This window comes from uncultured Ferrovibrio sp. (assembly GCF_937960835.1).
Lineage (GTDB): Bacteria > Pseudomonadota > Alphaproteobacteria > Ferrovibrionales > Ferrovibrionaceae > Ferrovibrio.
Window position 1 is genome coordinate 1 of sequence record NZ_CALGPC010000006.1, and the last position, 25,110, is coordinate 25,110.

Annotated in this window: 23 protein-coding genes; 12 read left to right on the forward strand and 11 right to left on the reverse strand. The window is 64.2% G+C overall.

The features are described from left to right. Positions 1-514 precede the first annotated feature (514 nt). Complete coding sequence (locus Q0603_RS04370; RefSeq protein ID WP_298722615.1) at positions 515-2,290, reverse strand: SLC13 family permease; 1,776 nt, start codon at positions 2,288-2,290, stop codon at positions 515-517. A 134-nt stretch (positions 2,291-2,424) separates the two neighbouring features. Here Q0603_RS04370 and Q0603_RS04375 point away from each other — a divergent pair, with 134 nt between their 5' ends. Then, positions 2,425-3,714, forward strand: a complete 1,290-nt coding sequence (locus Q0603_RS04375) for an NCS2 family permease (protein ID WP_298722618.1) — start codon at positions 2,425-2,427, stop codon at positions 3,712-3,714. 3 nt (positions 3,715-3,717) lie between these two features. Here Q0603_RS04375 and Q0603_RS04380 read toward each other — a convergent pair whose 3' ends face one another. Next, on the reverse strand, positions 3,718-4,626 hold the full coding sequence (locus Q0603_RS04380; protein WP_298722621.1) for a DMT family transporter: 909 nt from the start codon (positions 4,624-4,626) through the stop codon (positions 3,718-3,720). 157 nt (positions 4,627-4,783) lie between these two features. On the opposite strand from Q0603_RS04380, the gene Q0603_RS04385 reads away from it, so the two are divergent. The 4 genes from Q0603_RS04385 to Q0603_RS04400 all read left to right on the forward strand — a co-directional run bounded on the left by Q0603_RS04385 (position 4,784) and on the right by Q0603_RS04400 (position 9,070). Further along, complete coding sequence (locus tag Q0603_RS04385; RefSeq protein ID WP_298724191.1) at positions 4,784-5,506, forward strand: transporter substrate-binding domain-containing protein; 723 nt, start codon at positions 4,784-4,786, stop codon at positions 5,504-5,506. 32 nt (positions 5,507-5,538) lie between these two features. Then, on the forward strand, positions 5,539-6,213 hold the full coding sequence (cmk, locus tag Q0603_RS04390) for a (d)CMP kinase (protein ID WP_298722624.1): 675 nt from the start codon (positions 5,539-5,541) through the stop codon (positions 6,211-6,213). Positions 6,214-6,345: 132 nt separating this feature from the next. Beyond that, complete coding sequence (rpsA, locus tag Q0603_RS04395) at positions 6,346-8,082, forward strand: 30S ribosomal protein S1 (protein ID WP_298722627.1); 1,737 nt, start codon at positions 6,346-6,348, stop codon at positions 8,080-8,082. 565 nt (positions 8,083-8,647) lie between these two features. After that, positions 8,648-9,070, forward strand: coding sequence for a YbaN family protein (locus tag Q0603_RS04400; protein ID WP_298722630.1), 423 nt, complete (start codon positions 8,648-8,650; stop codon positions 9,068-9,070). 37 nt (positions 9,071-9,107) lie between these two features. Here Q0603_RS04400 and Q0603_RS04405 read toward each other — a convergent pair whose 3' ends face one another. The 3 genes from Q0603_RS04405 to Q0603_RS04415 form a co-directional block, all read right to left on the reverse strand. Further along, entirely contained in the window at positions 9,108-9,665 is a 558-nt protein-coding gene (locus Q0603_RS04405; RefSeq protein ID WP_298722633.1) for a hypothetical protein, read from the reverse strand. A 435-nt stretch (positions 9,666-10,100) separates the two neighbouring features. Beyond that, positions 10,101-11,162, reverse strand: a complete 1,062-nt coding sequence (locus Q0603_RS04410; protein WP_298722636.1) for an alcohol dehydrogenase — start codon at positions 11,160-11,162, stop codon at positions 10,101-10,103. A gap of 72 nt (positions 11,163-11,234) precedes the next feature. Beyond that, entirely contained in the window at positions 11,235-11,519 is a 285-nt protein-coding gene (locus Q0603_RS04415; protein ID WP_298722639.1) for a GNAT family N-acetyltransferase, read from the reverse strand. A 217-nt stretch (positions 11,520-11,736) separates the two neighbouring features. Between Q0603_RS04415 and Q0603_RS04420 the strand changes: the two genes are divergently transcribed. Both Q0603_RS04420 and Q0603_RS04425 read left to right on the forward strand, forming a co-directional pair. Next, positions 11,737-12,114, forward strand: a complete 378-nt coding sequence (locus Q0603_RS04420; RefSeq protein WP_298722642.1) for a response regulator — start codon at positions 11,737-11,739, stop codon at positions 12,112-12,114. A gap of 236 nt (positions 12,115-12,350) precedes the next feature. After that, positions 12,351-13,106, forward strand: a complete 756-nt coding sequence (locus tag Q0603_RS04425) for a helix-turn-helix domain-containing protein (RefSeq protein ID WP_298722644.1) — start codon at positions 12,351-12,353, stop codon at positions 13,104-13,106. Positions 13,107-13,238: 132 nt separating this feature from the next. Here Q0603_RS04425 and Q0603_RS04430 read toward each other — a convergent pair whose 3' ends face one another. Both Q0603_RS04430 and Q0603_RS04435 read right to left on the reverse strand, forming a co-directional pair. Continuing rightward, entirely contained in the window at positions 13,239-14,768 is a 1,530-nt protein-coding gene (locus Q0603_RS04430; RefSeq protein WP_298722647.1) for a hypothetical protein, read from the reverse strand. A 138-nt stretch (positions 14,769-14,906) separates the two neighbouring features. Continuing rightward, positions 14,907-15,422, reverse strand: coding sequence for an RNA methyltransferase (locus Q0603_RS04435; RefSeq protein ID WP_298722650.1), 516 nt, complete (start codon positions 15,420-15,422; stop codon positions 14,907-14,909). A gap of 77 nt (positions 15,423-15,499) precedes the next feature. On the opposite strand from Q0603_RS04435, the gene Q0603_RS04440 reads away from it, so the two are divergent. The 3 genes from Q0603_RS04440 (at position 15,500) to Q0603_RS04450 (ending at position 18,801) form a co-directional block, all read left to right on the forward strand. Next, positions 15,500-16,537 carry an asparaginase gene (locus Q0603_RS04440; protein ID WP_298722652.1) on the forward strand — a complete coding sequence of 346 codons (1,038 nt, stop codon included), beginning with the start codon at positions 15,500-15,502 and terminating at the stop codon, positions 16,535-16,537. Positions 16,538-16,726: 189 nt separating this feature from the next. After that, positions 16,727-18,286 carry an MFS transporter gene (locus Q0603_RS04445; protein WP_298722654.1) on the forward strand — a complete coding sequence of 520 codons (1,560 nt, stop codon included), beginning with the start codon at positions 16,727-16,729 and terminating at the stop codon, positions 18,284-18,286. A 158-nt stretch (positions 18,287-18,444) separates the two neighbouring features. Further along, positions 18,445-18,801 carry a response regulator gene (locus Q0603_RS04450; protein WP_298722656.1) on the forward strand — a complete coding sequence of 119 codons (357 nt, stop codon included), beginning with the start codon at positions 18,445-18,447 and terminating at the stop codon, positions 18,799-18,801. Positions 18,802-18,847: 46 nt separating this feature from the next. On the opposite strand, the gene Q0603_RS04455 is transcribed toward Q0603_RS04450, so the two are convergent. The 4 genes from Q0603_RS04455 to Q0603_RS04470 form a co-directional block, all read right to left on the reverse strand. Continuing rightward, a complete protein-coding gene (locus Q0603_RS04455) occupies positions 18,848-19,696 on the reverse strand; it encodes a hypothetical protein (RefSeq protein ID WP_298722659.1) in 849 nt (282 codons plus the stop codon). 79 nt (positions 19,697-19,775) lie between these two features. Further along, on the reverse strand, positions 19,776-20,204 hold the full coding sequence (locus tag Q0603_RS04460; protein WP_298722661.1) for a DUF1499 domain-containing protein: 429 nt from the start codon (positions 20,202-20,204) through the stop codon (positions 19,776-19,778). Continuing rightward, on the reverse strand, positions 20,201-21,367 hold the full coding sequence (locus Q0603_RS04465; protein ID WP_298722664.1) for a GTP-binding protein: 1,167 nt from the start codon (positions 21,365-21,367) through the stop codon (positions 20,201-20,203). The genes Q0603_RS04460 and Q0603_RS04465 overlap by 4 nt, the downstream gene beginning before the upstream one ends. 66 nt (positions 21,368-21,433) lie before the next feature. Then, positions 21,434-22,690, reverse strand: coding sequence for a nucleotide sugar dehydrogenase (locus tag Q0603_RS04470; protein ID WP_298722665.1), 1,257 nt, complete (start codon positions 22,688-22,690; stop codon positions 21,434-21,436). A gap of 180 nt (positions 22,691-22,870) precedes the next feature. Between Q0603_RS04470 and Q0603_RS04475 the strand changes: the two genes are divergently transcribed. Then, positions 22,871-24,034, forward strand: a complete 1,164-nt coding sequence (locus Q0603_RS04475) for a glycosyltransferase family 4 protein (RefSeq protein WP_298722668.1) — start codon at positions 22,871-22,873, stop codon at positions 24,032-24,034. After that, complete coding sequence (locus Q0603_RS04480) at positions 24,034-25,053, forward strand: glycosyltransferase family 4 protein (protein ID WP_298722670.1); 1,020 nt, start codon at positions 24,034-24,036, stop codon at positions 25,051-25,053. The genes Q0603_RS04475 and Q0603_RS04480 overlap by 1 nt, the downstream gene beginning before the upstream one ends. Positions 25,054-25,110 lie beyond the last annotated feature (57 nt).

Genomic DNA, 25,110 nt, shown 5'->3' on the forward strand with positions numbered 1-25,110 from the left:
AGAAGACGGCATACGAGATTGGTCAGTGACTGGAGTTCAGACGTTTGCTCTTCCGATCTGAGCCGCACCTGTACGTGTTGCGGCCATGTGTCGGCGGATAACCGCCAGACACAGGCCCGGTTCGCGTGCGTGGAATGTGGCTTCGAGGACAACGCCGATGTGGTCGGCGCGATCAATGTACTAAGGGCGGGACACGCCCGGTTCGCCTGTGAAGTGAGCGGTGAGGTAATGCCGCCAGCAGCAGGAACCCACCGAAGCGACTCAGGGGCGGCTCAATGCCGCGCCTGAGCGCCGTAGGAATCTCCGGCCTTCAGGCCGGGGAGGATGTCAAGCGGCGAGAGGGCCACCGCCCACCGTATTGCCGACGGCAATCGATTCCTTGCGCGAGATTTAGCCGGCAACCATCAGGAGCGTTTCGGGCAAGGCGGTCTGGCCGGCTGTATAGGAGCCGACAATGGCCGCCGCTCAGACGATCCGGTGGTCTTGGGCTATCTTCTATCCCTCTCAAGCAGCCCTAAAGCGGCCAGACCAGCGGCAGCAGAAGCATGCTGGTGATGAAGACAACCGCCTGCAGAGGCAGGCCGAGCCGCCAGAAATCGCCGAAGCGATACCCGCCAGGGCCCATCACCAGAAGATTGTTCTGATGCCCGATGGGCGAGAGGAAGGCGCAGGAGGCGCCGACCACCACCGCCATGAGGAAGGTGTCGGGATTGGCATCGACCTGCTTGGCCATATCGATGGCAAGCGGCGCCATCAGCAATGCCGTCGCCGCATTGTTGACCATGTCGGACACCCACATGGTCAGCAGCAGCATGGCGCCAAGCAGCCAGAGCGGCACGACCTCGCCCGACAGGTCGACCAGGAATTCAGCCAGCAGTCCTGTCGTGCCCGTGCTGTCGAAAGCATCGCCCACCGGTATCAGCGCGCCGAGCAGGATCAGCACCGACGGGTCGATGGCCTGATAGGCTTCGCGCGTCGACAGGCGGCCCGTGAGCAGCAGCAATGTCGCCGCCGCGCCCAGGCAAACCGCCGCCGGTGCCAGTTCCAGGATCAGCGCCAGAAGGCCTAGCCCGGCGATCCCGAGAGTGAAGGCGGCACCGGCGGGGCGGGTCAGCATGAATTCCCGCTGCGCCAGCGCGAGCAGGTTGAGCCGGCTGATCGCATCTTCCACGCGGTCGGTCTCGCCCTGCAGCAGCAGCACGTCGCCGGCATGGAAGCGCCAGTTTTTCAAGCCGCCGAAAGTATTCTGGCCTTCCCGCGCGACGCCCAGCAGATTGACGCTATAGCGCTGCCGCAAGCGGATTTCGGCCGGCGTCAGGCCTTCGATAAGACTGTAGGGCCGCACCACGGCTTCAGCGGTATGCAGGTCCAGCTTCTTGGCATCCGGCACTACCGCCTGATGCGGCTTGATGAGTGACAGCCCCAGGCTTTCGGTGATGGCTGCGACGTCTTCGGGCGCGGCCTCGATCAGCAGCGTGTCGCTGGCCCGCACCGGCGTCCATTGCGCGGCGCCGGGAATGGTGACGCTGCCACGCCGCAGGCCCAGCAGGGTAGCATCGAGCTTGTCGATCTGCGCCGCAACCTCACCCAGCGGCTGCCCGATCAGGGATGAGTCCTCGCTGATCGTGGTTTCCAGCAGATATTCCTGCACGCCTTCCTGGCGCCCCTCGCCGGCCTTCACCCGCTGCGGCACCAGCCGCCAGCCGGCGATGGCGATGAAGGCGACGCCTGCGAGAGTGACCGGGATGCCGATAGGTGCGAAATCCAGCAGCGCAAAGCCGCTGCCCAGCTTGTCGGCGCGGACGCCGGAGATGATGATGTTGGGCGGCGTGCCGATGAGCGTAATGACGCCGCCCAGCACGGTCGCATAGGAGAGCGGCATCAGCACGATGCTGGGTGAGCGTTTGGCATTCTGGCAGGCGGCGATGGCAACCGGCAGAACCAGCGCTAGGGCCGCCACATTGTTCATGACCGCCGAGGCGAAGGCGGCCGGCAGGCACAGAACGGCAATTAATACTGTCGGATGCTTCGCCCGTCCGGCCAGACGATTGGACAATGCATCCAGCACGCCGGTGGTGGCGATGGCGCGGCTTATGATCAACGCGGCAGCCACGGTAATGACGGCGGCATGGCCGAAGCCGGTGAAAGCCTCGCTGGCGGGCACCAGGCCCAGCCCCACGGCGACAAACAAAACGACCAGCGCGACCACGTCATGACGCCAGCGGCCCCAGGCGAACATCGCCAGGGCCACCACAAGCAGGATGAGGATTTCGATCTGGGATTGGGTCATGAGGGGGCTGAAAAGACCTCGTATTAACGTGTGTTACAGGAAAAAGTTTCATACTAAAGTCGAACAAGTGATTCGGCGGCGAGCGTACCGGGGGGTAGGCGTCGCCGAATGAACCATTATGGGGGAGTTCACGTATGCTCGACCGGTATTTCAAACTGGCAGAGAACGGTACCACCGTCCGCACGGAGGTGCTGGCCGGTATCACCACCTTTCTGACGATGGCTTATATCGTCTTCGTCAATCCGGCCATTCTCGCCGATGCGGGAATCGATCGCGGCGCTGCCTTCGTCGCCACCTGCCTTGCGGCGGCGATCGGCACGGCGATCATGGGCCTTTACGCCAATTATCCGGTCGCGCTGGCGCCCGGCATGGGGCTGAACGCCTATTTCACTTATGGCGTTGTGCTTGGCATGGGCCATAGCTGGCAGGTCGCGCTGGGCGCGGTCTTCGTCTCGGGCGTGCTCTTCCTGATCCTCTCGGTCCTGCCGATCCGCGAGAAGATCATCAATTCGATCCCAACCTCACAGAAATTCGCCATCGGCGCGGGCATCGGCTTGTTCCTCGGGCTGATCGGCCTGAAGAATGCGGGCATCGTCGTCGACAATCCGGCCACTCTGGTGGCGCTCGGCAAGCTGACCGTGCCGACTGTCGGCATGGCCATCCTCGGCTTCTTCATCATCGCCGTGCTGGATCACCGCAAGATTCCGGGTGCGATCATGATCTCGATCCTGGGCGTGACTGTGCTGGGTATTCTGTTCGGACTGTCGCCCTTCGGCGGCATCGCTTCGGCTCCGCCGAGCCTGGCGCCGACCTTGCTGCAGATGGATATCAGCGGTGCGCTGTCGCTTGGCCTGCTCACCATCGTCTTCGCCTTTTTGATGGTCGACCTGTTCGACACCGCCGGCACCCTGGTGGCCGTGGCGCCGCGCGCCGGACTTCTGGAGCCAGACGGCAAGCTAAAGCGGCTTGGCAAGGCGTTGGTTGCGGATTCCACGGCCACCATTGCCGGCGCTGCGCTCGGCACCTCGACCACCACCAGCTACATTGAATCGGCGGCGGGCATCCGTGTCGGCGGCCGCACCGGCCTGACCGCGGTGGTCGTGGCGATCCTGTTCGTGCTGGCGATCTTCTTCGCGCCGCTGGCCGGCTCGATCCCGGCTTATGCCACCGCGCCGGCCCTGATCTTCGTGGCCTGCGTGATGACCAGCAGCCTGGCGCGCATCGATTGGGAAGACATCACGGAATATCTGCCGGCGGTCATCACCGCGGTGATGATGCCGTTCACCTTCTCGATCGCCACCGGCATCGGACTGGGCTTCATCACCTATGTGGTGCTGAAGGCGCTGACCGGTAAGGGCAAGGACATCCATCCGGTGATGGCGGCGGTCGCGATCATCTTCGCGATCAAGTTCATCTTCGTGTAACGATCAGCGCGCGGCCAGTGCCAGCAGGATTCCGGCAATCAGGACGATCACGCCGATAATCTCGCTGCGCGCTGGCCGCTCGCGAAACACCAGATAGGACATCAGAAACGTAAAGACCATTTCCGTCATGCCCAGCATGCGGACATAAGCCGCCACCTGCAGGGCCATGGCGGTGAACCAGCCGGCCGATCCGGCTGCCGATGCGATGCCGACAACCAGGCCAGGCTTCCAGGCCGCGATCACGCGGTGAAGTTCGCCCGGCTCGCGCCAGACCAGATAAATCACCATCACGGTAATCTGCAGCACGATGGCATGCACCAGCGTGGTGGCAGCCGCGAGCGGCAAAAACTCTTCGTCCAGCGACAAGGAAGCCGCACGGAAGCCGATGGCGGAGACGGCAAACAGCGCGCCCGAGCCGATGCCGATCAGGGCTGAGCGTTCCGTCCAGCCCAGCAGAAAGGCGCGCATCGGCTCGCCGCTGCCTTTCAGCGAGATCAGCAGCACGCCGAGCGTGCCGATCACGATAGCGGCGACGCCGCCAAGCGAAACAGGTTCAGCCAGGATCAGCATGCCGAAGGCTGCGGCCTGCAAGGCTTCCGTTTTGGAATAGGCGGTGGCGACCACGAAGTTGCGCATCGACAGCGCGAGGATCAGCAGATTGGTCGCAAGAATCTGCGCGATGGCGCCGAACGCCGTCCAGGCATAGAAGTCCGAATGGGGCTCCGGCATGGCGCGGCCGCTGCCCCAGGACACGGCGGCGAGATAAAGCAAAGCCACCGGCAGGCCATAGGCGAAGCGCACGAAGCTGGCGCCATTGGTGCTCAGGCGGCCCTTCAGCTGTTTCTGCAGACCGGTGCGGATGGTCTGGCAGAAAGCAGCCCATATGGTGATCGGTATCCAAGCCCATTCCATGGCAAAGGGAGTAGCCGCTGCTCCGGCGCAAGGCAAATGAGAAGCGCTGCGAACGGGGTTGAGACAAATTTGCCCGACGATTTCGCTTGCAACCTCCATTGCGCCGGGATGAACTCATGAGGAGTGGTTGTGCATCCTGGCCTGGAGGCGCGGCTTGATGCATCTGGTCGGCATCTTGGTTGCCATGGTCATGTGGGCTGCGGCTCCCGTGCGGGCTGAAGTCTGGCTGATCGCCTGCGATGAAAATTTCCCGCCCTATAACTATGCCGAGAATGGTCGCGTCATTGGCCTGGATGCGGAGATCGTTGCCGCCATCGTCCGTCAGGCCGGCGCGGAGCCGCGCATCGAGCCGCATCCATGGAACCGCGTGCAGCAGATGCTGGAGCGCGGCGAGGTCGATGCGGCCTTTCAGTTCGTCGGCCGCGCCGACCGCTTCGACCGGTACTTCATGATCGGTCCGCACCGCACGGGATCGACGGTCTTCGCCGCGCGCCGCGGCCAGACGGTGGCCTACCGCGAGCTGGAGGATCTGCACGGCCTGCGCATCGGCGTGATCCAGGGCTATACCTATGGCGCGGCTTTCGATGAATCGGCCTTCCTGATCAAGGACGCAGCCGCTGGCAATTACCGCCAGCTCGTGCGCATGCTGGCGGCGGGCCGCGTCGATCTTGTCATCGGCGACCGCGAGACGCTGACCTATTTCGCGCGGCTGGAGAATCTGCGCGAGCAGATCACGGTGCTGCCGAAACCCTTTGCTAAGGTGCCGCGCTACATCGCCGTGCCGCGCAGCAAGCCGGCAATCGCCGACCGCATGGAGAAGGCGCTGGCCGCCCTGCGCCGCAATGGCGGACTGGCGGCGATCCTGGCGCGCTGGGAGTAGCGCCGCCGCCGCGCCTGGGCTAAACCGGCGCCATGACTCAGCAGATCAAGTCAATGGTGGTTGCGATCGACGGGCCGGTGGCGGCCGGCAAGGGCACGCTGGCCCGCAGGCTCGCCGCCCGCTACGGCTATGCCTATCTCGATACCGGCTCACTTTATCGCGCGGTCGGCAGCAAGGTGCTGCGCCAGGGCGGCGATCCCGCCGACGAGGCCGTGGCGACCCAGGCTGCGGCGACGCTCACCGAAAGCGATCTGGCGGCACCTGATCTGCGGACCGAACCGGTCGGGCTTGCGGCCTCCAAGGTCGCTGCCATTCCAGGCGTGCGGGCCGCGCTGCTGGATTACCAGCGCCGCTATGCCGTAACCCCGCCGGGCGGCCAGCCCGGCGCAGTTTTGGATGGCCGCGACATCGGCACGGTGGTCTGCCCGGATGCGCCGGTAAAACTCTTCGTGACCGCCCGCGACGAAATCCGCGCCCAGCGCCGCTACAAGGAACTGCTGGATCGGGGCGAAACCGCCACATTCGAGCAGGTTTTGGCCGATCTGCGCCGCCGCGATGCGCAGGATCAGGCCCGCGCCACTGCGCCGCTGAAGCCCGCCGCTGACGCCCACTTGCTGGATACCTCGGATTTGGATATAGAAGCGGCCGTCACCGCGGCTGTGGATATCGTCAACGACATCCTGAATCGCGGGTCCCTGTCGCGCTGACGCCGCGGCGGGTGGCTCAATCAACCGACCGGTCGTCGCGTCAGCGCCGGATGCCTGCTTCGCCCCGCGGCGGTGCCCTCATAATCTCGCACCCCGGCAGGCCACAACCCCTAGGGGCGTCTAGGAGACATAATGGCTAAACGTAGTGCCGTTCAGGCCGCGGAAACCTATTCCGCCGATACCGAGAATTTTGCTGCCCTGCTGGAAGAGTCCTTCACCACCGCCTCCGCGATGGAAGGCTCGGTCGTCAAGGGCATCGTGGTCAGCATCGAGAATGACTTCGCCCTGATCGATGTGGGCCTGAAATGCGAGGGCCGGGTGCCCTTGAAGGAATTCGCCGGCCCCGGCCGGTCTGCCGAAGTCAAGGTCGGCGACGTGGTCGAGGTCTTCCTCGACCGGATCGAGAATGCCCAGGGCGAAGCGGTGATCAGCCGCGACAAGGCCCGCCGTGAAGAGGCCTGGGAGAAGCTGGAGCAGAGCTTCAACGCGCAGCAGCGCGTCGAAGGCGTCATCTTCGGCAAGGTCAAGGGCGGTTTCACCGTCGACCTGTCGGGCGCCGTCGCCTTCCTGCCGGGCAGCCAGGTCGACGTCCGTCCGGTGCGCGATATCGGGCCGCTCATGGGCCAGCCGACCGCGTTCCAGATCCTCAAGATGGACCGCCGCCGCGGCAACATCGTCGTGTCGCGCCGTGCCGTTCTGGAAGAGAGCCGTGCCGAAGCCCGCAGCGAACTGGTCTCCAACCTCAAGGAAGGCCAGATCCTCGACGGCGTGGTCAAGAACATCACCGATTACGGCGCCTTCGTCGATCTCGGCGGCGTGGACGGCCTGCTGCATGTCACCGACATCGCCTGGCGCCGCGTCAACCATCCGTCGGAAGTCCTGTCGATCGGCCAGACCGTCAAGGTGCAGGTCATTCGCGTCAATCCTGAGACCCAGCGCATCAGCCTCGGCATGAAGCAGCTCGAGGCCGATCCGTGGGAAGGCGTGAAGTCGAAGTATCCGGTGACCGCCCGCTTCATGGGTCGCGTGACCAACATCACCGACTACGGCGCCTTCGTGGAGCTGGAGCCGGGCGTGGAAGGTCTGGTGCACGTCTCCGAGATGAGCTGGACCAAGAAGAACGTCCATCCGGGCAAGATCGTCTCGACCAGCCAGGAAGTCGAGGTCATGGTGCTCGAGGTCGATCCGGCCAAGCGCCGCATCAGCCTCGGCCTCAAGCAGTGCATGGCCAATCCGTGGGATGCCTTCGCCGAGAAGCATCCGATCGGCTCGACCATCGAAGGCGAGATCAAGAACATCACCGAGTTCGGCCTGTTCATCGGTCTCGATGGCGGCGTCGACGGCATGGTGCACCTGTCGGATCTCGACTGGAACAAGCCGGGCGAGCAGGTCATCGGCGAGTACCAGAAGGGCCAGATCGTCAAGGCGCAGGTGCTCGACATCGACGTCGAGAAGGAGCGCATCAGCCTCGGCATCAAGCAGCTGGCGAATGATCCGTTCCAGTCGCTGGGCGAGCTGAAGCGCGGCAGCGTGGTCACCTGCACGGTGGCCGCGGTCGACCCGAAGGGCATCACCGTCACCGTCGGCGACGGGGTGCAGGGCTACATCCGCAAGTCGGAGCTGTCGCGCGACCGCGACGAGCAGCGTCCGGATCGCTTCTCGGTCGGCGACAAGCTGGATGCCAAGATCACCACGATCGACGGCAAGGCCCGCAAGCTGACCCTGTCGGTCAAGGCGCTGGAGATGGAAGAAGACCGCAAGGCGATGGAGCAGTACGGCTCGACCGACAGCGGCGCTTCGCTCGGCGACATTCTGGGTGCGGCGATGAACCGCGCCAAGGCCAAGAAGGAAGGCGAGGCCGGCCAATAAGACGCCGCGCCCCGGTTTCCAGACCGGTTCAGACCCCGGCGGAGCAATCCGCCGGGGTTTTTCTTTGGTGGCCGGGGTTTTTCTTTGGTGGCCAGGGTTTTTCTTTGGGGGAACGGGATTTCCTGAGCTTATCCCCTGTCGCCAGCGGGCAAAAGCGGGCCGGCAGAAGCTGTCGGCGAGGTCCAGGCGGAGCAAAACGGAGCCAGGCTCGTCGCAAAACGCCGAACGCGCCCAAACTCATCCAAACTGGGCCAAACGCGCCCAAACAGGACCAATTCGGGTCGATTCCGGTCAAAACAGGCCGGATTTGGGGGTAACGCATACGCAGCTATGCGCCGGCTGTGCATGCGTGCGCCGGCGCGCCGGGGCCGCAAGGCACCGGGCCGGGAGGAAAGCGGGCCGGGAGGGAAGATAGACGATGTCCGACAGCGGCAGGACCATGAGGCTGGTTGTCGAGCCGGGGCGTTAAGCCGGGCCTGCGATCGAGCCGAGCAGGTGGCACGCCGGCAGCCTTTGTAACTCCCGCCATTGTAAACCCGGGGAGGGCGCGATAGGTGGTAGCCACATGCGTCCCCTCTGGCTTGCATCGGGTTTCGTCGCCACCGGCTTTGGCATTGCCGGGGCGATTCTGCCGCTATTGCCGGCGACGCCGTTCCTGCTGCTGGCGGCCTTCTGCTTTGCGCGCTCCTCGCCGCGCTTTCACCGCTGGCTGATCGAGCATCGCCAGTTCGGGCCGTTGATCACCAACTGGCAGCGTTACGGTGCCATCGGCCGGCGGGCGAAGATCGCCGCGCTTTCGGTGATGGGCGCGACCCTGATCCTTGGTCTGATCGCGGGATTGCCGGCCTGGGTGCTGGCTTTGCAGGGTACCATCATGCTGGCCGTGTCGGTCTTCATCCTGACGCGGCCCACGCCGCCGGCATCCGCGGCCGCCAACGAGGATGCGGCAGACGCTGACGACAGCGAGGCGGATGCGCAAAGCGGCTGAGGCACCGATCAAAGAGCGCTGCGCGCCGATTTTGGTTTTAAGTGTTCGGGCCTCGCGGCATGCCCAGCTTGTCGCCCATGCCGGCCGCGATCAGCAGGCTGGCGCCGAGATCGGCAAACAGCAGTGCCAGCGATTGCACATTGAGCTGCAGGACGCTGGCTTCGTCGGCGACCTGCAGATCGGCATGGCGCGTCAGTGTTTCGGTGGTCGACTTGATCTGGCGCAAGAGTGTGCCGGTCACCACCGCCTTGGATATCGCCGGCGCGGCGCGCAGATCGTCGGGCGCATCCGGGGAGACGAAACGGTTGACCAGACGTCCGCCCTCGATGCCGTCGAGATAGCGCATCAGATCCTGCGGTGTGCTTTCGTAGCCGAGTTCGAGCGTCAGGCGCGCCGTGCAGACATGCAGCAGCATGTAATACAGATCGGCTGTCATTGCGCGCCAGGCGTCGAATTCCTCGGGATCTTCGAACAGCTTGCGGTTCAGATGGATCGCTTCGGCAAACGAGCGCGCCATGCGCAGCTGGTCCGCCGCCTTATCCGCAAGTTCGGCATCGGATTGCGGCTGAACCGCCGTCTTGTCTAACGATTGCATAGGGCCTCCATGCTGAAGCGCGACCTTTGCCGTCGCGATTGCAGGATTCAGTCAGGATCGAGACCTAAGAGTCTGCCAAATTCGCTCCCTGCCTGCCGGTGACCAAACGGGGGCAAGAAAAGTTGCAGGGATCATGCAGGGCGACGATCGCTCTGCCTTTTCTTGCCCGCACCTTCCGGCTCTGCCTTTCCGCAGGCAGGCGAAAGGACGCGGCGGAACAATAGGAGGTTCTGGCGGTTTTATTCCGCACAACCACGGGAGCATGCCCGATGATCAAGTTCCTCGGCTGGACCGTCCTTATCATCTTCCTGATCGGGCTGGCGGTCGTGCTCGGTGTCTTCAAGATGATCTTCTGAATTCACCCGTCTTAGGCGTTCGCCTGGTCCCGCATTCCACATGGAGTTCAGGCCACATGGTGTTCAGGCCACATGGCGTTCAGGCCGGTTCCGGGCAGAGAACCGTGCGGCCAATGATCTTGCCGTCGCGCAGATCTGCGAGCGCGCGGTCCGCCTCATGCAGGCCGCGCCGCGAAACCGGGCGCGGCTTCACAAGTCCCTGACGTACCATGGCGACCAGTTCCTCCAATTCCTGCAAGCTGCCGGTATAGCTGCCCAGAATGCTGGCGGCTTTCATCGGAATCAGCGGCAGCGACCAGCTGGCCGCGCCGCCGAACAGGCCGACGATGATCAGCTTGCCGCCCTTGGCAAGCGCATCGAAGCCCAGCGCGGTTGTCTGGCTGCTGCCGACGAAATCGATTACGGTGCGTGCAGGCCCGCCGGGTGCCGCCGTCACCGCAGCCAAGGCATCCTGCCCTTTGCCGGAAATCGTCGCCGTTGCGCCCGCAGCCTTGGCCGCGGCGCGCTTGCTGTCATCGACCTCGACCACCACGGCGCCAAAGCCGCCCAGCGCCTTGAGGATTTCGATGCAGATCAGGCCAAGCCCGCCAGCGCCGATGATCACGACGGGCGCTTCGCGCAAAGCGTCGCCGGCTTTTTTCAGCGCGCTATAGGCAGTAAGGCCGGAGCAGGCAAAGGGCGCCATCACGGCGGGATCGAGGCCGTCGAGGTCGATCAGGTAGCGCTGATGCGGCACCATCACATGATCGGCATAGCCGCCATGGCGATGCACGCCGAGATAAATGGGCTGTGGGCAGAGATTTTCCTCGCCGCGCTTGCAGGCGGAGCAGAGGCCGCAGCCGGTCCAGGGATAGACCAGATAGCTGCGTCCCATCGCGGCAGGATTGGCCTGTTCGCCGATAGCGACGACGCGGCCGGCGATTTCATGGCCCATGGTGAGTGGCAACTGGATGCCGCGGTCCTTCAGCGACAGGCGGCGCCCATTGCCCAGATCGTAGCCGCCTTCCCAGATATGCAGATCGCTGTGGCAGACGCCGGCCGCCTCGACGCGCAGCAGCAGCTCGGTGCCGCGCGGCACGGGATCAGGCTGCTGCTGCAGGGTCAAGGGGGCGCCGAATTCGGCCACCTGATAGCTTTTCATGATCTCCTCCCCGGACCGGCCGCCATGCGATCTGGCCGGCGCTTCGTTGGGAGGAAGTATAGGGTGGGACGGTCAGACGACCATGCCGGAATAGTCCTGGCTGTGGCGGCGCAGCCAGGCGGCGGCATAGCTGCAAAGCGGCCGCAGCTTCCAGTTCTCGGCCCGGGCGATTTCCGCCACGCCCTGCATCAACTGGCCGGCAGCCCCGGTGCCGCGCAGCACCGGCGGGGCCTCGACATGGCGGATCACCAGAATGTCGCCCTCGCGGCGGTAGGTGGCGAAGGCCACAGCGCCGTCGATCTCCAGCTCGTAGCGGCTGAGTTCGGGATTGTCGCGGACGGAATTGATGTGGGTCATGGTGCTGATCTGGCGCCTCGGCCAAGTTTTATCAAGCCCGGATCACGCCGCGGCGGACAGGCAGGTTTCCTGTGGGAAAACGGCCGCGATTCGCTGGGGATGAGGGGCTAAGTAGATTTCCGTAATTTTCGAGATCCAGGGAAGCCCCTATTGTTCGAGCGTTGAGGGGCCGATCTGAAAACGGTTTCTGGTTGACCGTCAGGAAAGGGCGGCGAGTATGGGTGCGTCTACTCCAAAAGCTTTGATCGGCGTCATCGACGACGATGAAATGGTACGCGATTCTCTGAAGGTCCTGCTAGAGACCCGGGAATACGCCGTCGCCGACTTCAGTTCGGGCAGCGAGTTTCTCAACCGCCCCAGCCATGATGACATGGCCTGCCTGGTGCTCGACGTGCATATGCCGGAAATGACCGGCCTTGATCTGCTGCAGCGCTTGCGCCATGGCGGCGACAAGGTGCCGGTGGTGATGATCACCGGCCGCAGCGATCCGCAGATCAAGGCACAGGCAAAATCGCTCGGCGCCGTCGCCACGCTGGACAAGCCGGTGGCCTTCACCGCCCTGTTCCAGGCGATCGAGCAGGCGCTCAATTCCTGACCGGCCATCATTAGGGCAAGCGGCGGTAAATTGCGCCGTACAGCACCGTTTTTGCATGCGCATGTCAGCGGTAAGCGCCGCGGCGGCCGGTCATGGCCGTGATTCGCAGCCGCTGCATGCAGCGACTACGCAAAAACCCTTAAGTAGAATTCCGAAATATTCAGCAGCGGTGACAAAGGGTAGGGTCCCAGCATCGAACGCGCGTGTTGCGCAGTTGATGCGAAAGGTGGGACAAAATGACACAGGCGCTTGCATATCAGGAAAAGGCCCGCATTGCCCCCGTGGCAAGCCAGCGTGAGCCGGTTTCCACGCCGCGCAAGCCGGCGCTGCATATTGTCGGTGGCCAGTCCGTCAACGCCCAGCTGCAACAGATCGCTTCGGTGGTTCATCTCGAGCGTGAAGAAACCCTGCTGGACGAGGGCGATCCCGCCGATCACGTCTATCAGGTCGCGCGCGGCACGCTGCGCGCGGTGAAGCTGCTGCCGGATGGCCGGCGCTGCATCACCAAGTTCATTCATGCCGGCGATCATGTCGGCCTGAGCCAGGTCGATACCTATTCCTTCTCCATCGAAGCCGTGACCGATGCGACGCTGGTGCGCTATCCGCGCCGCCGCTTCCAGGCGCTGCTGCAGAGCGATGCGAAGCTCATGCACAGCTTCTACGCCATCATGTGCGACGAGCTGGCCGCGACGCAGGACCGCATGCTGCTGCTGGGCCGCAAATCGGCCAGCGAACGCCTTGCCAGTTTCCTGCTGAACATGGCCATGCGCAGCGTCAAGTCGGAAGGCGCGATGACGGAAGACGGCGGCATCATCGTGGAACTGCCGATGAGCCGCGCCGATATCGCCGATTATCTGGGGCTCACCATCGAGACGGTCAGCCGCCTGATCAGCAAGCTGCGCGCCCAGCGCATCATCACGCTGCGCAAGGCGCAGGAGATCGTGCTGCTGCGCCGCGACCTGCTGGAAGAGATGAGCGAGGCCGCTGCGTAAGCGGCAGCCCGGATACGACGTTTACAGGAGAGCGTCCTGTCGCCGTTCTTCCTCCCCGTCACGCGGTATTTCCTGGCCCGGCCTTCATGGCCGGGCTGCTTTTTTGGCCTGAATTAGCTTTGCCGGGCCTGTTCAGACCTTGGCGCCGGCGAGCGGGTCGAAATACAGCGCGACCTTCTTGGCAAGCTGCGGGTCCAGGCAGCGATAGCGCATCGCCACCATGCCGTCCTCGGTGTAGCGCACCACGTCGCCTTCGGCGTCGAAGGTGATCTGCAGTTTCGGATTCTTGATCCGCACGGTGAGCTTCAGGATCTCGCCTTCCAGGAAGCTGCCGGTGATCGGCCCGAACAGCAGGCCGATGGCGCTCCAGTTCTTCAGCGGGATGCGGGTGCCTTCCAGCACGACATGATCTTCCGGGCCGCATTGTGTGCGGCTGGCGCGGCGCTGGTCGCCGCGCTGCAGGCGCTGGATCAGCGGATCGAGGATGCCGAGGAACTGCTCGCGGCGATGATCCGACAGGCCGGAACTGATCAGCTTCTTGCGCAGCTCCTGGGCGATTTCGACCTTTTCATCCGGCGTATAGGCCGGATCGACGAATTCTTTCTCCAGGTCGCGGTGCTCGAACAGGTAGGAGATGTATTTGAGCAGGATCTCCTTCGGCCCTTCGCCGATGGCTTCCTCGAAAAGCTGCAGGCCCTGCATCAGTTTCGGCGCCGAGTAATAGCCCGGGATCAGCTTGTTCAGCTTCTCGGCGGTCACCAGCCGCACCATGCGCTTCTCGAACAGGTCGGCAGCGCCAAGCTCCAGCGCGAATTCGCGGTCGCGGGTCAGCAGCGCGTAGATTTCGCGGGTTGCGCCGAATTCCTCGGTCGGCTCTTCCGACAGCAGCGGCACCGAGGACAGCAGCAGGCGGCGCACGAGCTGCACGATGGCCTCGCGCAGGGCCGGAAGGCTGTGCCGCGTCATGATGTCGTGCGCATGCCGGGCAAAGTCGGTGGCGTAGGCTTCCTCGTCGATGGCGTAGCGTTTGTCGAGCAGCGACATCAGCTGGATGATGCGCAGCCGGCCGTCGCGGAACTTGCCGAGCAGTTCGGGCACCGCGCTCTTGGCCTGCAGGATTTCCGCCAGCGCCTCGTCGAGGATGGTCACGGCGCTGGGCTCGATGCCGGGGCCGGGCTCGAACAGCTTGAGGCAGCGGTCGGCCTTTTCGGTCCAGCTCTTCGACATGTAGAGGTGATGCGCCAGCGCGGTGAAGGCGATGCGCTCGCCATAGAGCGGATCGGCGGCGACAAGCTGGGCCAGCAGGCGATGGGTCAGCGGCGCGGCAGGCAGGCGCTTCTCGAAGCTCTCGACCTGGGTGGTCGCCGCCGTGGTGATGGCATAGAGCTTCTTGACCTTGTCGCGGACGGGGCTGTTGGTCGCCTGGGCCTGGGCGACCGCCGCCTTCTGGATCAGGGCGGCGTAGAGCGACTCGGAATTGTTGATCACCTTGGCATGGCCGCTGTGGTGCAGCAGCTCGATGGGGATCATGATGTTTTCGTCGAGATAGTCACGGCAGACGCGCCCGATCATGTTGCGGGCGCGGCGTTCCGATAGAGAATGGGCGTCCTGGCACAGGATCACTCCCCCGGACGCTTCCGTAATGCCTGACGGCGCGTTCATTGCGGCCTTAATTCCCTGCCTCGTTTTGCCAACACTATGACAGGCAAGAGAAAAAGGAAATGAACAGGCCCGGCCGCCCGATCAGCGCTCGCTCTCACCGGTTATATAAGTCTATGAGAAATAGACTAGAAATAGCGCCTAGCGCTTCGGGTGCCGGCCGCCGGGATTGCCGGGGTCGACCGGCTTGGCCAGCGGCGAGATCGGCCGTTCGCCGAACTTGCCGAGCGTGATCAGCCGGTCATACATCACGATGGCGCCGGCGACCGCGACGTTGACGCAGAAGCTGGTCGGGATCTTGATCACATGGTCGCAGCGGGCGACCAGTTCCGGGCTGAGCGAGCCCATCTCCGGCCCCAGCACATAGGCGGCGCGCAAGGGATGGCGGAAGCGCGGCAGGTCGATGGCGTCGTCCAAAAGCTCGATGCCGACCAGCTGGCAGCCCTGGGGCAGGCTGAGCTCGGCGGCGCTGGCATAATCGTACCAGGGCAGGTTATGCGGCGACTTGCTGGTGTCGGAGCGCGCGGCGTTGACCGAGTAGGTAGCGCCAATGGTGAAGACGAAGCCGGCGCCGAAGGCATGGGCGGTGCGGAACAGGTTGCCGGCATTCATCGGCTTGCTCATCCGCTCGACGCCGATTCCGAAATAGCCGCGCATGCCAGTTTGCCCTTAAGTGTTGTGCCCAATGCCGATGCGTGTATAAGCCGGAGCAGAATATTGCAGGAGATTCAGGGATGACACGTCCCTTCGGTCCGCTGCCGCCGCCCGGCGCGCGGCCCTTTATTGTCGAGGTCAAGCGCGGAACGCAAGTGGAAAGCCGCCATCCGGTGGCAGCCGCCATCGTCGATGCCCAGGGCAAGCTGGTCGCCGGCTGGGGCGATGTCGATGCGCTGATCTTCCCGCGCTCATCCAACAAGGCGATCCAGGCCCTGCCGCTGATCGAAAGCGGCGCCGCCGATGCCTTCAATCTGAGCCAGGCGGAAATCGCCATGGCCTGCGCCAGCCATGGCGGCGAACAGCGCCATACCGAAACCGTGGCGGCTTGGCTTGCGCGCATCGGCCGCAAGCCGGAAGACCTCGAATGCGGCGCGCACTGGCCCTATCATGAGGAGACCGCGCGGCAACTGGCACGCAGCCAGCAGACGCCGACCAATCTGCACAACAACTGCTCGGGCAAGCATGCCGGCATGGTCTCGGTCGCCACCCATCTGGGCGAGGATATCCGCGGCTATGTGCGGTCCGATCATCCGGTGCAGCGCCGCGTCACTGCCGCGATCGAGGATGTCTGCCAGATAAAGCTGGCCGCCGATGCGGTGGCGGTCGATGGCTGCTCGATGCCGACGATTGCCTTGCCGCTGCGTGCGCTGGCGCATGGTTTTGCGCGGTTCATCACCGGCGAGGGCCTGCAGCCCGAACGCGCCAAGGCAGCCAAGCGCATCGCCGCCGCAGTGATGGCGGAGCCGTTCTTTGTGGCCGGCAGCGGCCGTTTCTGCACCGCAGTGATGCAGGCGGGCAAGGGGCGCTTCATCGCCAAGACCGGCGCAGAAGGCACCTTTACGGCGGCCGCGCCGGAACTTGGGATCGGCATCGCGCTGAAAGTGCTGGACGGCACCGCGCGGGCGGCGCAGACGGCGCTGGGCGGGTTGCTGGACCATGTCGGCCTGCTGGACGAGCAGGGCCGCGAAGCGATCAGGCCGATGGTCGAGCAGCCGCTGAACAACTGGCGCGGGATCAATGTCGGCAGCATCGGTCTGGCGCCGCCGGCTTTCTGAGACGCGGCAGTGCCTCATTAGCCTCATCATCGCTGTCTCGGAAACGCGGCGCTTCTGACATATCGCGCCAAAAAGCGTCCGATTGTCGGGGTGCAATTCGTGTGACCGGTGTCATCGCCGCGTCCGAGGGTTGCTCTATGTGTTGCTAGCCGCCGTATCGCAGCTCATAAAAATATTCCGGGGAGCATCGTGACTGACACCGCCGACATGCCGAAAGCAACGCGCCGTGAATGGATCGGCCTGGCGGTGCTGGCCTTGCCCTGTCTGCTCTATTCGATGGATCTGACGGTGCTGATCCTTGCGGTGCCGCATCTGAGCGCCGATCTGCAGCCGACCGGCACGCAGCTTCTGTGGATCATGGACATCTACGGCTTCCTCGTCGCCGGCTCTTTGATCACCATGGGAACGCTGGGCGACCGCATCGGCCGCCGCAAGCTGCTGATGATCGGCGGCGCTGCCTTTGGTCTTACCTCGATTTTCGCGGCTTTCGCCCCCAGCGCCGAGATGCTGATTCTCGCGCGCGCCCTGCTCGGGATTTCTGCAGCGACGCTCGCGCCGTCGACGCTGTCGCTGATCCGCAACATGTTCCTCGATCCGAAGCAGCGCACGGTGGCGATCAGCGTGTGGGTTGCAAGCTTCTCGGCCGGCGGCGCGCTGGGGCCGGTGATCGGTGGCGCATTGCTGGCCTGTTTCTGGTGGGGATCGGTGTTCCTGATCGCCGTGCCGGTGATGGTGCTGCTGCTGACCATCGGGCCGTTCCTGCTGCCCGAATATCGCGATCCCAATGCCGGCCGCCTCGATATCCGCAGCGCGGTGCTGTCGCTGACTGCTGTGCTGTCGAGCATCTACGGCATCAAGCGCATCGCCGCCCATGGCACGGACGAGATCGCGGCCGTGTCGATCATCGCGGGCCTGATTATTGGCGCGCTGTTCGTGCTGCGGCAGCGTAATCTCGCCGATCCGCTGATCGACGTGCGGCTGTTCCGCATTCCCGCTTTCAGCACGTCGGTAACCTGCAACATCTTCGGCGTCTTCGTTGCCTTCGGCTTTTTCCTGTTCCTGGCCCAGTATTTCCAGCTGGTGCTGGGCATGGGTCCGCTGGAGGCCGGGTTGTGGACGGCGCCGTCGGGTATCGTCTTCGCCGCCGGCTCGATGGTGGCGCCGTGGATATTGAGCCGCGTGCGGCCAGGCTATGTGCTGGCCGGCGGCTTTGTCTGTGCGGGGCTGGGCTGCGCGATGCTGGCGCATGCGATCGGCATGCAGCAGGGATTCGGCATGCTGATGACCGCCTTCATGGTTTTCTGCCTAGGGCTCGCGCCGATCTTCACCCTGACCACCGATGTCATCATTGGCACGGCGCCGCCCGAGCGTGCTGGCGCGGCATCGGCGATTTCGGAAACCGGCGCGGAATTCGGCGGCGCGATGGGCATTGCGATGCTGGGCAGCATTCTGACCGCCATCTATCGCTGGATCATGGCCGATGCCGTGCCAGCAAACGTCGCGCCGGACGCAGCCGAGGCGGCCCGCAATACGCTGGGTGGCGCGCTAACCGCGGCCGCGCAGTTGCCGGCTGCACAAGGCGAAGCCCTGGCGGCTGCGGCGCGTGCTGCCTTCACCCAGGGTTTCGTGGCCGTTGCTGCCCTCAGCGCGGTCATCGCGGTGGCAACGGCGATTCTGGCCATGGCTGTGCTGCGCCGCGTCGGCATCCAGAACGGAGAAAAGACCGTTGCTGCAGCATCTGCCGACTGATCGTCATCCTCTTCCATCCATGCTCAGCTAACCGCCAAATTTGCTTCATCGGCTGCGGAATAGTCACATCAGTCCGTGGAACAGGGAGGCGCGGCAGGCGGTTTGGACGAGTATCGTCATTCCGCTCCGGGATGACGTTGTTCAGGCGAAAGCAGCCCTTGCAAAAGACGGTCTTGATTGTGGAAGACGAATTCCTGATCGCGATGGACCTCACGCTGTTGCTGGAGGGACATGGCTGGCGGATCATCGGGCCAGTCGCGAGCGTATCGGCAGCACTCAGCCTGATGGAGGACGAGCGGCCCATGGTCGCGCTGCTCGATGTCAATCTTGGACATGAACTGGTCACGCCGGTGGCCGAGAGCCTGAAGGCGCGCGACATCCCGTTTGCGCTGGCCAGCGCTTATGACAGGCCCGAACAATTCGGCGGCCAGGTGCTGGCCGACGTGCCTAATATCGGCAAGCCGATCAATGAACAGCGCCTGCTGGCCACACTGGCGCGGCTGACGGAGGCTTGAACTTCTGGGGCTTGAACTTCAGGGGCTTGAACTTCAGGGCTGAGACTTAGTTTTCCGCTGCTTCAGCCTGCGCAAGGGCGCGGCCGATGGCCTGATCGGCCGCAACAGCCTGACGAACATCGCGTCCCGCATGAGGCGCGATCCAGCGCGCCAGTGCCAGCAGCCAGGCCATGCGTCGCCGCAGGCGCTGTAACGCGGCGCGGCTTTTGGGGCTGGCCTGCGCGATCATCACGGCGGCTTGCGCGCTGATGCGCGGCAGTCCCGGCGCGCGGTCATAACGGGTCAGGGAATACAGAAAGAGCAGCAGATCGCGGGCCTGCCGGTCTGCCAGCGTCATGCGGTCAAGGCCGTGATCTTCGAGGTCGAGCAAACCCGGCTGGCCATCCTGCCAACAGAAATTGCGGATCTGGGCGCCGCCATGCCAATGACCGGCGGCATGCAGCCGGGTCAGCAAGGTGCCCGCAGACGCGATGAAGCGCCAGCGCTTGTCATCATCCCTGGTGGCATGCAGCAACGGCTCCAAAGCCTGGCCGGCATCGCCCAGCACCAGATACTGATCGGTGCAGGCAACGACCTCCGGCACGGGGAAGCCAGCCTGCGACAGCATGCGAATGGCCGAGGCCTCCTGGGCAAGGCCGGCCGGGCCCACCAGCTGACGCGCAGGCAGCAGAATGGGAAGTGCGAAGACACGGGCAATGCCTGTCTGCATCAGCACCGAGGAACGCAGCCGCGGCACGCCCGGCCGCTTGATCCATAGCTTCCGGCCGCCATAGGTCAGCGAGAAGACGCGATCGCGGGCGGTAGCGCTGAGACTGGCGATCAGATCGAGAAGATCCTGCGGGATCGCGTCAGATGAAGGCGATGGGCCGCTATGCAGCGACGGCGTTGCGGTCATCGCGAATAACTCTTTTGCCGATAAAGGTGCTTTTGCCGACGACGCGTGTGAGATGCCAGTGCAATCATGCTGCGGCTTTTTACATCCTTTGGTCCGCCTGCTCCAGCCGCGCAGGCAAAGCCGCCAGCCAGCGTTTGACACGGTCGCGGTTCACGCTGGAGTTTTGCCAGCCGTATTTTGAGCGGCTGAAGATCGCCAGCGTGCTGCGGCTGGCGCTGCCATTGGCATCGCGAACAGGGAGGATTTCGACGGAGATCAGATCTGGAAGGCGGAAAAACCCTCTGCGCTGGACCAGATCGAAACGCAGGCCATCGGCGCTCGTCTCGCCCCAGGTAATATGCGGCTCCTCGGCGAGGACGGCACGCAAGGCGTCCTTCAGACGCTGCGGCGGAACGTCGTATTCCGGCGCTACCCGATGTGGTGGCAGCCAGGCGAATCCCCGCGGACTGATCCAGCACTGATTGCCGGGCTGAACCTGCGCCAGCTGACGCAAGTCGATCAACGTCATGCTGCGTTCACCGGCGGTTCGGCCTGGCGCAGCGCCGATAGCGTCTGCTCGATCACCTCGCGCGGAAGGTCGCGGGTGATGAAGACGATCCGGCTGCGGCGATCCTCGTCGGGCCAGGCGGGAATGGTGGCTGGCGGGTGAAACAGGTGCTGCACGCCATGGACCACCACCGGACGGTCTACGCCGGTGACATTCACCAGGCCTTTCACGCGCAGCAGATTGTCGCCGCGATAGGCGGCGAGGAGATCGAGCCAGGTGGCCAGCGTGTTCCAGTCGAAGGGCTCGTCGAAGGTGAGACAGAAGGCCTGGATCGAAGCATCGTGGCGGTTGACGTCATGCGGGTCCTGGCCACCCCCCGCGTCATGATGATGGTCATGATCATGGTGATGATTGTGGCCGTGACGGTGATCATGGTCGTGGTCATGACCGTGATCGTGATCGTGATCGTGATCGTGATCGTGATGATGGTGGTGCCCGCCCTCATAGGCCTCGGCGCGCAGCCAGTTCTGCACATCGAAAGTCTTGGTCGCCGGGTCGTACAGGCCGGCATTGAAAAGCTGCTTCGGCGCAATATCGCCATTGATCGCCGTGAGGATCGGCGCGCCGGGGTTGAGATGACTGAGGCGATGGCGCAGGCGCTGAACCGTTTTCTGCTCGGCGACATCGACCTTGCTCAGCACCAGGCGATCGGCCACGGCCGCCTGCTTGACCGCTTCCTTGTGGCGATCCAGCGTGCCATCGCCGTTGACGGCATCGACCAGGGTGACGACGCTTTCCAGGCGGCAGCGCTCGGCGACGACCGGATCGGTCATCAGCGTGTGCAGGACAGGCGCCGGATCGGCAAGGCCGGTCGTCTCGATCACGACGCGACGGAAGGGCCTGATCTCGCCGCGGTCTCGCTTGGCCGTGAGGTCGCGGAAGGTGTTGACCAGATCGCCGCGCACGGTGCAGCACAGGCAGCCCGAATTGAGCAGAACAGTGTCCTCACTGCTGGAGGCGATCAGCGCATGATCCAGCCCGATCTCACCGAACTCATTGACGATCACGGCGGTCTCACCCATGTCCGGGTGGCGCAGCAGGCGGTTCAGCAGGGTGCTTTTACCGGCGCCGAGAAAACCGGTGATGACGGAAACGGGAATGCGCGGATCAATCTGCTCGGACATGACTAGCTCCTCGGAAGCCGGTCATTATGTCGTATCCGAGCCGGGGGATGTCCAGTGCCTTGGCGCCTACAAGGTCCAGTATTTGAGGCTTTCCGGAATGGCCTGGTTGCGCCAGATGCCTTTGAGGTCGGCGACGAGACCGCCCGGCTTGAGCAGCCTGGCCAGCCCGGTAGGCGTCATCTCGCGATAGGCCTGATGCGGCACGGCGGCAACGATGGCGTCGCAGCCGCCGATCTGGTCCAGCTTGGGCGTCAGCATGATGCCGTATTCATGCTGGGCTTCGTCAGGATTGGCCAGCGGGTCATGGACGATCACCCGATGGCCAAGCTGGCGCAGATGGACGATCAGGTCGGCCACCTTGGAATTGCGCAGATCCGGCACATCTTCCTTGAAGGTCAGGCCCAGCACCAGGATCTGGCTGCCGGGGGCGATGCGGGCTGAGACGCAATCGCCGATATAGCGGCTCATGCCGTCATTGATGGCGCGGCCCGACAGGATGATACGGGCATGATGGCCAAGCTCCTCGGCCCGGTGCGCCAGGTAATAGGGGTCGACACCGATGCAATGGCCGCCGACCAGGCCGGGCTGGAACTTGAGGAAATTCCATTTGGTACCGGCGGCTTCCAGCACGTCGTAGGTCGAGATGCCCATCTTGCCGAAGATCATGGTGATCTCGTTGACGAAGGCGATGTTGATGTCGCGCTGGGCATTCTCGATCACCTTGGCGGCCTCGGCCGTCTTGATGTTCGGCGCCAGATGGATGCCGCCCGTAGTGATCTGGCCATAGATGTCGGCCAGCTTCGCGGCCACGTCCGGGGTCTGCCCCGCCACCACCTTGGTGATCTTGTCGACGGTATGCACCTTGTCGCCCGGATTGATGCGTTCGGGCGAGTAGCCAAGGAAGAAATCCTTGCCGCAGGTCAGGCCGGATTCGGCCTCCAGAATCGGGCCGCAGATCTCTTCGGTGACGCCAGGATAGACGGTGCTTTCATAGACCACGATGGCGCCGGGCACGGGATTGCGGGCCAGGGCCTGGCCGACGGTGCGCGACGCAGAGCGGACCGGGCCGAGATCAGGCTGGTTCTGGGCGTCTACAGGCGTCGGCACGGTGACGATATAGACCGCATGGCCCGGCAGGTCGGCCGGGTCGGCCGACAGGCGCAGGCTGCTGCTGCGCAGCGCTTCGGCGTCCGCCTCTTTGGTACGGTCGATACCGGTGCGCAATTCATCCACCCGGCCCCGATCGATGTCGAAGCCCAGCACCGGAAAATGCTTGGCCAGCGCCAAGGCCAGCGGCAGCCCCACATAGCCAAGGCCGATCACGGCAAGCGATGCAGCCTGAAGTGGGGCAGGGTTTGGGGATTTTGCAGCTGGCACGCGATTAGCCTCAGAATGGCGTCGCGACGGGGGTAGCGTGCCTATCCTGCCCTGTCAATGAACGGCGCCGTGAATGGTGGCGGTCGCTGGCTTGACCCATGGGGAAGAGCAGGATAGAGCCCGGGCATGTCCCGCCGGCTGCTCTTCGCCGTCCAAGAGGCGCTTTTTTTCACGACCCATCGGCTGCCCATCGCCCAGGCGATGCGCGCGCGCGGCTGGGAGATCCATGTCGCTGCGCCAAATGATCCGGCCATCGCAGCCAAGCTGCAGCAGCAGGGATTTGTGTTTCATCCCATTCCTCTGGCGCGTGGCGCCCGCGACATTGTTGCCGAACTGCGGCTGATCGCGGCGATGGTGGGCTTGTTCAGGCGGGTAAAGCCCGACCTTCTGCATCTGGTTTCGATCAAGCCGGTGATCTGGGGCGGGCTGGTGGCGCGTCTGCTGCGCGTGCCGGCCGTGGTGCACGCGATCACCGGACTGGGCTTTCTTTTCATCCGCGATGGCGAAGATGGCGGCCTGCTGCGCCGCGTGATCCAGTGTCTCTACCGGTTTGCGCTTCATCACCGCAATTGCGTCGCAATTTTCCAGAACGGCGACGACCTCGCCTTGTTCGAAGCGCGCGGCATGGTTCCATCTGACCGGTGGGTGATGATCCGCGGCTGCGGCGTGGACATGAACGTGTTCGCCGCGCGGCCCGAGCCGCCGATCGATGAAGGGCATCCGCCGGTGGTGATGTTTCCCGCGCGGCTGCTTGGCGACAAGGGCGTGCGCGAATTCGTTGCCGCCGCGCGACTGCTGCAAGGCGAAGGCGTGACGGCGCGCTTCGTGCTGGTCGGGCGGCGCGCCCCCGATAACCCGACCGATATCGGCGAGACAGCCTTACAGGAATGGATTGCCCGCGGCATCGAATACTGGGGCTATGCCGAGGATATGCCCGGCATGCTGGCGCGGGCGCATATCATCGTGCTGCCTTCCTATCGCGAAGGCCTGCCGCGCGGGCTGATCGAAGCCGCAGCGGTGGGACGGGCCATCGTCACCACCAATGTCCCTGGATGCCGCGAAGTTGTGCGGCATGGCGAGAATGGCCTGCTGGTGCCGGTGCGCGATGGCGCGGCGACGGCAGAAGCAATCCGCCGGCTGCTGAACGACGGCGAATTGCGTCAGCGCCTTGCGCGGCGCGGACGCGCCATCGCCGAGGCGGAATTCTCCGTCGAGCATTTCGTCGCAGCGAGTCTGGCCGCCTATGACCGGGTTCTCGCCACCGCTGATGCTGCCAAGGGAGCCGGGTGATGACGGCGGAATTTTCCTGGGCCTTGGCGCTGGCCTTTGCCGCCGCAACCGGGGGTGGCGTTTTCCTTGCCATGGGGCCCGCGATTGCCTGGCTGAAGCGCCGCGCGGTGTGGGACATTCCCAATGCGCGTTCCAGCCATAGCGAGAAGACGCCTCGTGGCGGCGGCATCGTGGTTTCGACCGCCGTTATCCTGGCCTCGGCTATCTGGTTCACTCTTTGCCCGGACGAGGCGGCGGCACTGGTGCTGGTTGGCGCCGCAGCGCTGGCACTCATCTCATGGATCGACGACCGCCGGCCGGGGGGATTGCCCGCCTGGTTCCGGCTGGGTGCCCAGGCTCTGGCAGTTTTCGCCGTGCTGGCATTCCTGCCCGAAGAGCAGCGCATCGCCGAAGCCTGGCTGCCGCTTTGGCTCGAACGGCTGCTCTGCTTCCTGGCATGGTTGTGGTTCACGAACCTGTTCAACTTCATGGACGGGATCAATGGAATTGCGGGCCTGGAGACGGTGTCCATCGGCATCGGCACCGCTGTCGTTCAGTTCCTCGCCGGACCCGCGCCTCTTGCCGGCCTGGCCCTGATCCTTGCGGGCGGGGGGCTCGGCTTCCTGCCCTGGAACTGGAACCGGTCCAAAGTTTTTCTGGGTGATGTCGGCAGTGTGCCGCTGGGCTTTCTGCTCGGCTGGCTGCTGCTGGGCCTGTCGATGACGGGGCAATGGGCTATCGCGTTGATATTGCTGATGTTTTACTGGATGGATGCGACTGTTACGTTGATCCGGCGCCTGTGGCGCGGAGAAAAGGTCTGGCAGGCGCATCGCAGCCATTTCTACCAGCAAGGGACCGACAAGCTGGGCTCGCATGTGGCGGTGACTTGGCGGATTGCTGCGCTGAATGTCCTGCTGATCGGCCTTGCCGCCGTGGCAGCATCGGGCTGGCCGCAAGACGTGCTTGGCGTGCTGACGGCGGCAATCGCGGCAGCGCTACTGTGCAGGCATTTCGCGATGACGGCAAAGCGAGTAGAATGATGTTTTCGAGTAACGACGGCGGGTAGCGATCGCTGTGCGGCCACTATCGTATCTTCG

Bases quoted from the DNA above. Each gene is read 5' to 3' on its own strand.
- Q0603_RS04370 (WP_298722615.1), bottom strand. From the start codon at position 2,290: ATGACCCAATCCCAGATCGAAATCCTCATCCTGCTTGTGGTGGCCCTG.
- Q0603_RS04375 (WP_298722618.1), top strand. From the start codon at position 2,425: ATGCTCGACCGGTATTTCAAACTGGCAGAGAACGGTACCACCGTCCGC.
- Q0603_RS04380 (WP_298722621.1), bottom strand. From the start codon at position 4,626: ATGGAATGGGCTTGGATACCGATCACCATATGGGCTGCTTTCTGCCAG.
- Q0603_RS04385 (WP_298724191.1), top strand. From the start codon at position 4,784: ATGCATCTGGTCGGCATCTTGGTTGCCATGGTCATGTGGGCTGCGGCT.
- cmk (WP_298722624.1), top strand. From the start codon at position 5,539: ATGACTCAGCAGATCAAGTCAATGGTGGTTGCGATCGACGGGCCGGTG.
- rpsA (WP_298722627.1), top strand. From the start codon at position 6,346: ATGGCTAAACGTAGTGCCGTTCAGGCCGCGGAAACCTATTCCGCCGAT.
- Q0603_RS04400 (WP_298722630.1), top strand. From the start codon at position 8,648: ATGCGTCCCCTCTGGCTTGCATCGGGTTTCGTCGCCACCGGCTTTGGC.
- Q0603_RS04405 (WP_298722633.1), bottom strand. From the start codon at position 9,665: ATGCAATCGTTAGACAAGACGGCGGTTCAGCCGCAATCCGATGCCGAA.
- Q0603_RS04410 (WP_298722636.1), bottom strand. From the start codon at position 11,162: ATGAAAAGCTATCAGGTGGCCGAATTCGGCGCCCCCTTGACCCTGCAG.
- Q0603_RS04415 (WP_298722639.1), bottom strand. From the start codon at position 11,519: ATGACCCACATCAATTCCGTCCGCGACAATCCCGAACTCAGCCGCTAC.
- Q0603_RS04420 (WP_298722642.1), top strand. From the start codon at position 11,737: ATGGGTGCGTCTACTCCAAAAGCTTTGATCGGCGTCATCGACGACGAT.
- Q0603_RS04425 (WP_298722644.1), top strand. From the start codon at position 12,351: ATGACACAGGCGCTTGCATATCAGGAAAAGGCCCGCATTGCCCCCGTG.
- Q0603_RS04430 (WP_298722647.1), bottom strand. From the start codon at position 14,768: ATGAACGCGCCGTCAGGCATTACGGAAGCGTCCGGGGGAGTGATCCTG.
- Q0603_RS04435 (WP_298722650.1), bottom strand. From the start codon at position 15,422: ATGCGCGGCTATTTCGGAATCGGCGTCGAGCGGATGAGCAAGCCGATG.
- Q0603_RS04440 (WP_298722652.1), top strand. From the start codon at position 15,500: ATGACACGTCCCTTCGGTCCGCTGCCGCCGCCCGGCGCGCGGCCCTTT.
- Q0603_RS04455 (WP_298722659.1), bottom strand. From the start codon at position 19,696: ATGACCGCAACGCCGTCGCTGCATAGCGGCCCATCGCCTTCATCTGAC.
- Q0603_RS04460 (WP_298722661.1), bottom strand. From the start codon at position 20,204: ATGACGTTGATCGACTTGCGTCAGCTGGCGCAGGTTCAGCCCGGCAAT.
- Q0603_RS04465 (WP_298722664.1), bottom strand. From the start codon at position 21,367: ATGTCCGAGCAGATTGATCCGCGCATTCCCGTTTCCGTCATCACCGGT.
- Q0603_RS04475 (WP_298722668.1), top strand. From the start codon at position 22,871: ATGTCCCGCCGGCTGCTCTTCGCCGTCCAAGAGGCGCTTTTTTTCACG.
- Q0603_RS04480 (WP_298722670.1), top strand. From the start codon at position 24,034: ATGACGGCGGAATTTTCCTGGGCCTTGGCGCTGGCCTTTGCCGCCGCA.